At 58.7% G+C, this 11,243-nt stretch carries 10 protein-coding genes; 3 read left to right on the top strand and 7 right to left on the bottom strand.

The window, feature by feature from the left end:
* The first annotated feature begins 30 nt into the window (after positions 1-30).
* The 3 genes from moaA (at position 31) to QQF73_RS03890 (ending at position 2,912) form a co-directional block, all read left to right on the top strand.
* Positions 31-1,023: a GTP 3',8-cyclase MoaA gene (gene moaA / locus QQF73_RS03900; protein ID WP_219866744.1), complete on the top strand. Its 993-nt coding sequence runs from the start codon at positions 31-33 to the stop codon at positions 1,021-1,023.
* A 118-nt stretch (positions 1,024-1,141) separates the two neighbouring features.
* Positions 1,142-2,221, top strand: coding sequence for an AraC family transcriptional regulator (locus tag QQF73_RS03895; RefSeq protein WP_285367291.1), 1,080 nt, complete (start codon positions 1,142-1,144; stop codon positions 2,219-2,221).
* Positions 2,222-2,330: 109 nt separating this feature from the next.
* Positions 2,331-2,912: a DUF6448 family protein gene (locus tag QQF73_RS03890; RefSeq protein ID WP_219866746.1), complete on the top strand. Its 582-nt coding sequence runs from the start codon at positions 2,331-2,333 to the stop codon at positions 2,910-2,912.
* Between the two features lie 25 nt (positions 2,913-2,937).
* On the opposite strand, the gene QQF73_RS03885 is transcribed toward QQF73_RS03890, so the two are convergent.
* From QQF73_RS03885 to QQF73_RS03855, 7 genes are all read right to left on the bottom strand, one after another.
* Entirely contained in the window at positions 2,938-3,504 is a 567-nt protein-coding gene (locus QQF73_RS03885; RefSeq protein WP_219866747.1) for a nitrous oxide reductase accessory protein NosL, read from the bottom strand.
* 14 nt (positions 3,505-3,518) lie between these two features.
* The gene (locus QQF73_RS03880) at positions 3,519-4,349 is read right to left on the bottom strand and encodes an ABC transporter permease (RefSeq protein WP_219866748.1); all 831 of its coding nucleotides are present in this window, start codon (positions 4,347-4,349) and stop codon (positions 3,519-3,521) included.
* Positions 4,346-5,278 (bottom strand): ABC transporter ATP-binding protein, encoded by a 933-nt coding sequence (locus QQF73_RS03875; protein WP_219866749.1) that lies wholly within the window; start codon positions 5,276-5,278, stop codon positions 4,346-4,348. Before QQF73_RS03875 ends, QQF73_RS03880 begins: the two co-directional genes overlap by 4 nt.
* A complete protein-coding gene (locus QQF73_RS03870) occupies positions 5,278-6,543 on the bottom strand; it encodes a nitrous oxide reductase family maturation protein NosD (RefSeq protein WP_219866750.1) in 1,266 nt (421 codons plus the stop codon). The genes QQF73_RS03875 and QQF73_RS03870 overlap by 1 nt, the downstream gene beginning before the upstream one ends.
* 59 nt (positions 6,544-6,602) lie before the next feature.
* Complete coding sequence (gene nosZ, locus QQF73_RS03865; protein ID WP_219866751.1) at positions 6,603-8,501, bottom strand: TAT-dependent nitrous-oxide reductase; 1,899 nt, start codon at positions 8,499-8,501, stop codon at positions 6,603-6,605.
* Positions 8,502-8,566: 65 nt separating this feature from the next.
* Positions 8,567-10,669 carry a transcriptional regulator NosR gene (nosR, locus tag QQF73_RS03860; RefSeq protein ID WP_285368281.1) on the bottom strand — a complete coding sequence of 701 codons (2,103 nt, stop codon included), beginning with the start codon at positions 10,667-10,669 and terminating at the stop codon, positions 8,567-8,569.
* 162 nt (positions 10,670-10,831) lie between these two features.
* Complete coding sequence (locus QQF73_RS03855; protein ID WP_219866753.1) at positions 10,832-11,233, bottom strand: ribonucleotide reductase subunit alpha; 402 nt, start codon at positions 11,231-11,233, stop codon at positions 10,832-10,834.
* Positions 11,234-11,243 lie beyond the last annotated feature (10 nt).

Below are 11,243 nucleotides of genomic sequence, written 5' to 3'. Positions count from 1 at the left end.
GAAAAGCACGCAGTAACAGGAACCAACCTGATGCCTCAGAGCAATCTGACAGATCGATTTGGCCGCACCGTAAACTACGTGCGTCTGTCCGTCACCGACCGTTGTGATTTTCGCTGCGTGTACTGCATGGCCGAAGACATGACCTTCCTCCCGCGCCAGCAGGTTCTGACTCTGGAAGAAATTGCGCGGGTTGCCCGCAACTTCGTTGCGCTCGGGACCGAGAAAATTCGCCTGACCGGGGGCGAACCGCTGGTTCGCAAAGACATCCTCGAACTGGTCAAAGAGGTCGGAACCTATGGCCTTCGCGATTTTGCCATGACCACCAACGGCAGCCAGTTGTCGACCATGGCGGAGCCGTTACGCAAAGCCGGCATGCATCGGCTCAACATCAGCCTCGACTCGCTGGACGCCGAGAAATTCCGGAACATCACCCGTACCGGAAATCTTAACCGGGTACTCGATGGTATAGATGCGGCCCGAGAGGCTGGCTTCCGGGGCATCAAACTCAACACGGTGGTGATGAAGGGGCGTAATGACGAGGAAATTCCCGAGCTGATTGAGTTCGCTCGCAAGAAACAGGTGGACATCAGCTTCATCGAAGAGATGCCTCTGGGCGAGATTTCCGAGCATGACCGGGGACTGGCCCTGTGCACCAGTGATGAAGTCCAAAGTATCATTCGCCGGCACCATGAACTGGTGCCCGCCACCGAAGACTCCGGAGGCCCGGCCCGCTACTTCCGTATGCCGGACAGCCCGATCCGCGTGGGCTTTATTTCCCCGCACTCCCACAACTTCTGCTCCACCTGCAACCGGGTGCGGGTCACCGTGGAAGGCCGATTGCTGCTTTGCCTTGGCAACGAGCACTCGGTAGACTTGCGTCGTGTTCTGCGGGGCAATCCGGTCACCGACGACAAGCTCCGGCAGACCATTATCAATGCCATGGACCTGAAGCCGGAGCGCCACCACTTCTCCAGTGAGGGCGACGTACAGATCCTGAGATTCATGAACATGACCGGCGGTTGATCCGACCCCGGTTGGTGCCACGGTGCTCCTAACACTCCCCCAGCTCATCCTGTTCGGCGTTATTGCTCAGTTCCTTTTCCTGATTGTGCTTTGCATTGCACCGGCTAGGGGCCAACGAATGCCCCGACGGTTATTGGCTATTATGATTGCCGGTATCACCGGCACCCTGCTGGAAGTATTTCTACACACCACCGGTCTCACCTTTATGTTTCCCGGCATCGCCTTCTCGGGCACCATTCTGGGCATGCTCCAACCCGGCGCCATCTACCTGTATACCAAATCGGTCATGTATCGGGATTTTAAGTTGAAAACCCGGGACCTATCACATCTTTTGCCGGTCCTCGCGGCGGGGCTTATATTCTCGGTCGGCTACTACAGCCTGCCTACAGAAGCACAGGCCAGAATTCTGTCGGATAGCCACTACCCAGGTGTAATGAACTCCATCGCCGTGGCCCTCGCCTTGCACGGGGTAATGCTCGGTTATCTGTTTGCAACGCTTAGGATGATCTCGCGCTTCGGACTTGAACTCCGCAACATCTTTTCCAATCTCGGCAACAAGGAACTGAGCTGGCTCAGAATCCTGCTCCTGGCCTACGCCGCAGCCTGGTCCCTGAGTCTGGTTTACTGCCTGCTCGCCCACGTGATGCGGGTCACAGGCAGCCACGAAGGGCTGACTATTGCCACCACGGTCGTGAGTATTCTTGTTCTGCTACCCATGTCGGTACTGGCATTCCGACAACCTGCCGTCTTTTCCGGAATCCCGGGTCCCGCACTTGCCGAAGTGAAGCCACCTTCAGTAGAGACCGACGGTCCACCGGCTGAAGAACTTGCAGCACGAATCGAACAATTGATGACGCAGCAGCATCCCTACCTGCACTCCAACCTTACCATGAGCCGGCTTGCCCAACAGGCAAAGCTGGCACCGAGGGACCTGTCTCGATTTCTGAACCAGAAAATGGGCATGAACTTTTATGAGTTCGTGAACCGTTACCGCATCGAGCATGCCAGGGGGCGCCTCTCGGATCCCACAGATACCGCGTCCATCACCGACATCCTTTACGAATCCGGCTTCAACTCGAAATCAGTCTTCAACACTCTGTTCAGAAAGACCACAGGCAAGACTCCTTCACAGTACCGACGCTTGAACGTGAACCGGTCATCCGCGTTCGACGGAAAATCCGAACGTTCGGATTCCTGAATCCGGACGCCAGCAGCCTTACTTTCGGTCACCTTGGATTTGCAACGCGCAACATGCGGCGTCGTCCCCATGTTGCCCATCAATCCCGGACACTACCGAGAGGTGCATCATGAACACATCCAGGAAAACCAAACAAATCATCACCCTTGCCCTTTTCAGCGGAACACTACTTTGGAGTTCAGTCAGTTTCGCTCACTGTGATTCTCTGGACGGGCCGGTTATTGAAGACGCAAGAGAAGCCCTTGATGAGCAGTCTCTGAGGCCCGTTCTCAAGTGGGTTGGAACAGAAGATGAAGACCAACTGAAAATCGCCTTCCAGAGCACCATTGAGGTCCGAAACCTTGATCCGAAGGCCCGTGATCTGGCTGACCAGTTCTTCTTCGAGACACTCGTGCGCCTGCACCGGGCAACTGAAGGCGCACCCTACACCGGATTGCAGCCGGCAGGCAGCGCGTCCGTTGCGGCCAAAGCTGCCGACAAGGCGCTTGCCGACGGTGATGTTGATGCCCTGGCACAGAAACTGGGTGACAACGTCACAAAATTTGTTCTGACGCAATTTCACAAGGTCAGGAAAGGCGCTGACGCAGAGACCGTTGCCGAGGGACGCGAATTCGTCGAAAACTACGTACGTTATGTGCACTCAATCGAAGAGCTCCATAACATCATCGCCGATAAACATGTAGGGCACTGAAACATCTTGCGGGGGGAGGAACCGTTCACTGCTCCATCGCTGAAGCGTCCATGTCTCCCATATCGTGCATGTCCCCCTTGGGCATCTCGGTATTGATATGTTCCAGGGTGACTTCCCCGTAGGAAAGCACCTGCCCCCCGTACTTCTTCCTGAACACCTCGGCAGCCGCCTGCTCGGCGAAGGACGCCAGTGTCGGGCCCATGGCGCCATCCCGTTCCGAGTCAACCACGTAGAACGCCTCCCGGGCATTGATCAGGGCAGCGTCATCCGGACTTTGCCAGTCGGTCTGGGCCATATCGTGAACATACAGGGTGTGAGCGCGATTCACGTTTTCCGGCTGGAGCATCCAGGCAAACATATCGCGAGTTGAGCAGAACTTGCGCACGCGCTGGTCTTTCCCGGTAATGGCCTCTCCTTTCGGACCAGGGAATCCTTCGATTACCATGCCACAGACGTGGCATTCGTCGCCGGAGGCAAAGTGCACCGGCTGGGGCTTTGCATCGGCCTGCTCCCCGTTGTTTCCACAGGCGGCAAACAGGAAGGTCGTCAGGATCAGGAATCCCAGGCGCAGATATTGGTTGGTGCAATACATCAATAGAGCTCCAGTCAGATACGGCGATTTCGAAACAGGAATATGGCCCCGGTCAGGGGAACAGTAAACCAGAGCACCAATCCAAACCAGAGCCCGGCGGCCCCGATTGGCAGTTCGGCGCCAAGACTGAGAACTCCGTTCAGTTCGGCGCTATCGCTGAAGGCCACGATATTCAGCAGGCGGTAGATGTCGGTCGGATTGAGCATCAACAGCCATGGCAACAGCTCTGAGCTGAACTGGCCCTGACTCGCCACCAGTGTGCCGAGCAGCGCGAGGTCGAAGACGAGCACGAAGAAAAACCAGATTGCCAGGGCCAGGCCGGCCGCAACCGGTTTCTCGCTGACCCGGACGCTGACAAGGTACGCCAGCGCAATAAAGCCCCATCCCAGCAGGATCGTGGAAGCAATAAACCGGAACATGGCGACCGCCAGACCGGCAATGCGAACATCCTCCACCAGAAGTGCAATGGCGATACCGGCTACTCCGAAGCCAATGAAGGTGGCAAGGGCCAGGGTCAGACCATGGCCGAGAAATTTTCCAAACAGCAACTGGCTGCGACTGAGGGGATAGGTCATCAGCAACAACAGGGTACCGCCCTCTTCTTCACCAACGATGGCGTCGTAGGCCAGTAACAGTGCGATCAGCGGGATCAGGAAAATCCCCAGGCTGGCCAGGCTGGCGATGGTCGCCGGGGTGGACGCGTAGCCAACTTGCCCGGAGGCGGCGGCGCCGAACCAGGCGATGCCCAGGGCCAGCGTCGCAAAAACCAGGGAAATGGCCAGCAGCCAGCGGTTACGCAGACTGTCGCTGAGTTCCTTGCGGGCAATAGTCCAGATGCTGTTCATTGACTGCCTCCGCGGTGGGCCAGGCCGCCAGAGCCGATGAAGTGCACGTAGATATCCTCCAGGCTAGGTTGGTGGATACTGATATCCGCCACTTCCCCGGAGGCCATCACTGCCCGTAAAAGGTGCATTTTCTCGCTCGGTTGCACGTCCACCCGCAAGCGGCCGTGTTCGGTCTTGATCATCAGGCCATTGCTCGAGGAGGCGCCATCAATCACCTTCTCCAGGGCGGAAATGCTGTTCGCCGGATCCAGTGACAGGGTGACCGGCATGTTGGCCTGCCGCCTCAGTGCCGACAGGTCACCGACCGCCTGCAGGGCACCGTCGGTGAGAATGGCTGCGCGGTCGATATAGGGTTCAACACCGGGCAACACGTGGGAGCAGAGCACGATGCCGGTGCCCTCGTCACGCAGCTTCCGCAGCAGCCGGTAAAGGTCTGCCGTTGCCACCGGGTCCAGGCCCACGGTGGGCTCATCGAGCATCAGCAACTTAGGTTTCCCCAGCAGCGCCTGGGCGAGACCGAGTCGCTGGCGCATGCCCTTGGAATAGGTCTTGGTGCGGGCATCCATGGCATCAGCCAGCCCCACCTGGCTGAGCAACTCGGGAACCTGTCCGGGCGAAGCCCCCTTCAGACGGGCAAAGTGGCTGAGGATCTCGCGGCCCGTAAGCTGCGGGTAGAACATGACGTTCTCCGGCAGATAGCCGATGAATTGGGCCACCTCCGGATCCCCCGCATGCCCGTCCAGGACCGAAACGGTCCCCTGGGTCGGCTGCATCAGCCCGAGAATCAGTTTGATGGACGTGGTCTTACCGGCCCCGTTGTGACCAAACAGGCCCAGGATCTCACCCGATTCCAGGCGCAGATCGATACCCTTCAATACCGGTTTTTTATCGTAGCGGAAACTCACATTTTCAAGACGAAAACAGCTCATCAGCTCTCCGGTCGCAAATCGGTGGGGATGCGCATCAAGGGATGGGAATCAGAAACGCCGGCGGACTTTACCACAGGGAAAGCATCCTGAACCCAGCGCAGGGTATCGACCGCCGGGCTGAACATCAGGATCCTGGCTTCCGGGTATTTCCACAGCAACCGGTCAACATTGTCGTTGGGTTCGTAGGGCACATCCCCCACCCCATCCTGATTTCGATCCCAGCCCAGGTAATCGCTCCAATAATTGCCTTCGCCCTCGCGGGACCATTCCTGGGTACGGGTCGCGACATATTTGACCTGCTGTTGGTTGTTCACAAAGGCATTACCAAACACCTGGTTGTCTTCCGAACCGGCGGTCAGGTGAATGCCGATGTTGCTGTCGGCAAATACATTGCCTGCAAAGGTGTTGTACAGGGAGTTGTAGATGAACACGGCCTTGCCCTCGGCACCACCGATCGCAACACCGGCGGTCTGCCCCTGGGACACCCCGGTCACCACGTTCCCGCGCAGCTCTGACTGGGTAATGAAGTTCATCAGGATACCGTAGTTCTCGTCGTTCTCGGACCGGTTGTTGAGCACCCGCAGGCGCTTGCTCTGCATCAGGGCATAGCCGGTCCGGGTTCCCCGGGTGACATTGCCCTCAATCAGGTTGTCCATGGAATACATGTAGTGAATGCCATAACGGAGATCCGCCATAACGTTGTTGCGGATGGCGTTGTGATTGGCGGTCTCGATATAGATGGCATCCCGGGTCTGGCGGATGTCGTTATCCTCTACCAGCGCACCGGTGGTATTGAACAGATGGATCCCATTGCCGCGATCGTTCGGCCGCATGCTGGCGTCGCCGCGAATGGTGTTGTTGCGCACCGTCACGTCCGGTGTGGCATCCAGCCAGACGCCAAAGGCCGGGCCCTGCAACCGGTTACCCTGCACCACCGCGCCACGGGCCTCCCGCGCCACAAAAATCCCGGCATCCAGTTCGTTGAGGTTGTCGCCCCAGTTGCGCACCAGGCACCCGCGGAACGTCACGCCCTCGGCCTGGATTTCCACCGCATTTCCCTGCCGCTCTCCGTCAATCACGGTCTCGGGCGCACAGGTCACGGTCACCCCGGGCACCTTGATAGTCAGCGGCGACAGGTGCTCGGGAGGAAGCTCGAAGGTCGCGCCCGGGGCCAGGGCATCGAGACGTTGCTGCAGGTCGGCACTGGCGGTCAACGACAGTAAGGCGATTGCCAGGGCCACCCCGTAACGCAAAAGTCGGTACATCAATCGGGTCTCAAAGAGGAAAACCGGAACCCCACGACGGGGTTCCGGCGCGACAAGGATCAGGCCTTCTCGACAATCATACGGCCCCGCATCTCCATATGCAGCGCATGACAGAACCAGTTGCAGTAGTACCAGTGAACCCCGGGACGGTCCGCCACAAAGGTCACCGAGGAGGTCTGCTGGGGACTGATCTCCATACTGACGCCATGGTTCACCATACAGAATCCGTGGGTCACATCCTCGATGGTATCCAGGTTGGTCACGTAAACCGTCACCTCGTCGCCCTGTTTGACCTTGAACTCGGTCATGCCGTATTGCGGCGCAATCGAGGTCATGTATACACGCACCTTGTTCCCATCGCGGATGACCTTGTTGTCGGCCTCCAGGGTAACGCCATCCTTTTCCGCCTGCTCCCGGGCCGAGGCAAAGAACGGATCGTCGCGGCCGTAGATCTTCTTGGTCTTGATCTGGTCCCGGCGCACCAGGATGCAGTCGTGGGGCTCGGCAAAGGTCGGGCCGTCGTGCACCAGTTTCATTTCCTCGCCGGAAATATCGATCAGCTGATCGTTCTCCGGGTGTAAAGGCCCGACCGGCAGGAAACGGTCCTTGGAGAACTTCGACAACACCACCAGCCACTTGCCATCCGCATCACGGGACTCGGTCAGCGAGGCGTGGTTGTGGCCGGGCTGGTAATGCACATCGAGCTTCTGGCGGATGTAATTCACCTTCTCACCATTGTAGTGCTTGATGGCATCGGCAATGTTCCACTTGCAGATCTGGCTGTCGATGAACAGGGTGGTGTAGGCATTGCCACGACCATCGTAGGTGGTGTGCAGGGGCCCGAGACCCAGTTCCGGCTCCGCAACCACCACGTCACGTTCTTCTTTGAGTTCACCGGCGAAAAGGGCATCCAGCTTGTCGATAGCAATCACCGTGCAGGTGGGTGACAGCTTGCCGTTGGCAATGAAATACTTGCCGTCAGGTGACGTATTCAGACCGTGCGGGTTCTTCGGCACCGGGATGTAGCGGGTCAATTCCGAGCCCGCGCGACCGTCCACCACCGGGACACTGGAATCCCCCAGCGTCTTGTAGTCGCCGTTTTCGACGGCTTTTTCGATTCGCTCGATGTTGAACACCACCGCCCAGTCGCGGTCGTTGCGCATAGTGCCTGCAAGATCCAGCGCCTTCTCGGAGTTATAGCAGGTCGAGCAGGCGTATTTGCCGGTGTAATCCGCATCGGTATTGTCCAAGTTGCCATCGACAATCACCTGGAAGGCCACTTCCATGGTCTCGGCATCCAAGGCGTTGAACATGGTAAAACTGCTCTCCAGGCTGGTATCACTGCCATCGTTGGGATGCGGGATCACATACTCGGCATTGCAGAATACGTACTTGGTCTTGGGCACCTTCTGCAGTCGCAGACCGTGGATCGCCTGCACATTGGGAATGGTGGTGATCTTGTCACACTTCATTATGTCCAGGCGGATCCGGGCTACCCGGGTGTTGGCCTTGTCGTTGATGAACAGGTACTTGCCGTCGTACCGGCCATCGGTCATGGAAATGTGCGGGTGGTGGGCGTCGCCATTCAGGTGGGTGTTGTCATGCCCCAGAACGTCCTTGCTTTCATTGGAGATGCCCCAGCCCGTGGCTGAATCAACGTTGAACACCGGAATTCGCATCAGCTCCCGCATCGAGGGCACACCCAGAACCCGCACCTCACCGGAATGGCCGCCACTCCAGAAGCCGTAATACTCGTCCAGCTCACCGGGATGCACCACGAAGTTGTTGCGGGCCTCCTCGGCGGCTGCCGCAAACGCCTCCCGGGACATGACAGCCGTACCCAGCCCCGTTGCTCCGGCTACGCCCGCAAGCGCAGCGGCCCCCATGAAACGCCGGCGACTGAGGCCGCTCTCTGCGGTTTCGGAAGCATCCTTGATTAGCTCATCTCTCTTTTTCATCGCGTCCAACTCCGTTATTGGTAATGGCGGTTTGCTTCTGGTTTGGTGGTTAGTTTTTTCACTGCTCATGGCACCTGCACCACCGGAATCTCGTCCGGGTGGCCTGGCGCGTTGTGACCACGGCGTTTGCCACGACGTTTGACGATCAGTGGCGGGCACTTTTGGTCGTTGAAATAGGTCACCTGGCAATCCAGGCAGTAATGACACTCCATGTAATTGATGTGGCCGTCAGGATGAATGGCCTGGACCTCGCATTCGTGGTCACACAGCCGGCAAGGATTGCCGCACTCCTTCCGGCGCTTGAGCCAGTCGAACACCCGCAATTTGCTCGGCAATGCCAGGGCCGCGCCGAGCGGGCACATGTACCGGCAAAACACCTTACGGGTAAACAGGTTGACCACCAGCAGCAGGACGGCGTAGGTGACGAAGGGCCAGCTGCGATCGAACTTCAGGGTGATGGCGGTTTTGAACGGCTCCACCTCGGCCAGCCGCTCGGCAGTGGCCATGGACTCGAGGGAGACCCCGAACAGCACCAGCAGAATGATGTACTTGATGGCCCACAACCGCTCATGCCAGGCGAAGGGGACGGTGTACTGGGGCACCTTGAGCCTGCGGGCAATCTCGTTCAGCAGCTCCTGCAGGGCCCCGAACGGGCACAGCCAGCCACAGTAAACCGCGCGCCCCCACAGCAGTATGATCGCGGCCACGACCGCCCAGAGAATGAACAGCATTGGATCGATCAGGAAGGTTTCCCAACTGAAGCCACGGATGACGCTGTTCACGAAGGTCAGCACGTTGACGATGGAAAGCTGCCCCAGGGCATACCAGCCGATGAAAAACAGGGTGTAGACCAGGAAGCCGTGACGGATCCACCGGAAGATGGTCGGCTTCTGCACCAGCCAGTCCTGAAAGAACAGGATGAACATCAGCACACCGATACCCAGACTGAGGACCACGATCTGGAATTCGCGTTGGTACCACACCTGCACCCACATAGGCTGGTCCGCCAGCATTTCCTCTTCGGTCAGCACCGGCTCCGGACGGGTGTAGTACTGGTCCGGCAACTGATAAGTGAGCGGGAAGACCTGAAACTCACTGTCCAGCGGGCCGGTCTGGCGTTTGACGGTCAGCTCGAGGGTCCATTCCGTGCCCGGGTCGAAGTTGTACTGTTGCCTGACAACGAAGATAGCCATTTCATCGAAATCGGGCATGCCTTCGGCGTAAACGTCGCTCAGACGGTAATAATCGAGGTCGCGAAAATTGAAGGTGTCACCGTACTGACGAATCTGGATGCGGTCGAAGATGCCACCACGGACATAGCCGGAACCCTTGAAGGAATAGTCGCCCTTGGCCAGCACGGCAATGGCGTGTTCGCCTTCCTTGAGTTCCGAGCTCAGCCACTGGTACTGGCTCTCACCCAACAGATTCCGGCCGATGGCAGGGACATTCAGGTAAGCGGCGTAGAGATCAATCAGGGGGTCGTCCCGTTCTTCCGGCGCGGCCTTGTCCACCTCCGCGGCAGCCGTGCCCTCGAAGGCCTCATCAACCTGACCGCGGGTCAACAGCAGCCGGCGCACAGAGCCCTCACCGGTCAGCTCCTGCCAGGTCCGGGGCACGAAGGGCCCGATTTCCAGTTCCGACATGGGCGGCCGGCTGTCACCGGCACCTGCCACCAGCCCCAGCTCGGCACCAACCCTGTGGGCCGAGCGCATGATCACTTCGTTGATCACCATCACCGTGACGGTGGCCCCGGACAGACCGTCCACAGCAACCTTGCGCTCGCTGGAGGTGCCGCCAACGGTCACCCGCTGGTCGGCTTTCAGACCGATGTACTGATCGGTAAAGTCGTGCATCTTGCTTTCGGGGATGCCGACCAGCAGGATCGGCTCGTGGTGCTCGATGACCCGGTTCTGGACGATCTGGCCATCGGTGTCCAGCACTACCACCACGTTGATCGGTTTGCCCGAATAGGCCGGTGTCTGGACGAAATCGAGGCTCTGATAGACATAGCCCTTGAGCTCGTCGCCGGCGTACAGCTCCTGTATTGCCCGGTTGCCTTCCCGGGGACGCACCTCCGTTACTGAAGGAAACGCTTTCTGAATCACCTGACGGGCGGCCACCGGCTCGTACTCGTTCACGACCTCGGCGCGGGCGGCTGGCGCCAGCACGCCGACCGCAAAAATGGCGGCGAAAAAAAGACCGGTGGCGGTGCGTAACAGTGCGCTCAAGTCAGTCTCCCGAAGAACCCGACTAAGAATTAGTCTAGATCCAATTAACAAAAATCACATACCACTCACGAGATAGGCCGCAGCGCGCTTCGGCCGTCTGGATTACTGCAGCGAGACGGCTTCGCCCCGGGTATTAAGCGGCAAGTAGTTGGAGATATGCCCCAGTCGAATCGACTCCACCATCATCGTCAGGGGCTGCTTGGCTTCGTCGGAAGAGGGCTCCATGCCGCCACGACCCGACATTGCTGCGACAAAGACCATGTCCCAGTCCTGACCGGTACTGCGGGACTCTTCCACGAGGGTCGCGAAATCCGGCGCCTCCTCCGGGGTCTTGTCGACGCAGATCACCGGAGTCAGGGCACCGCCCTCGCCTCGCTGGAAGGCGTCCTTCTCTTCGGCGGAGGCGTCTTCGGGCAACTCGGCCCGGCAAAAAACGAAAAGGAACCGCTGGGCATCGACCTGGGCGAGGCTTGTTTGCACCAAATCGCTGTAGTTACTGATCATGTGACAATTT

Origin of the sequence: Marinobacter albus (assembly GCF_030238305.1) — a bacterium.
Taxonomy (GTDB): Bacteria; Pseudomonadota; Gammaproteobacteria; order Pseudomonadales; family Oleiphilaceae; genus Marinobacter; species Marinobacter albus.
The sequence above is the reverse complement of the archived record's forward strand: the minus strand, read 5'-3'. Positions and strand labels throughout refer to the sequence as shown.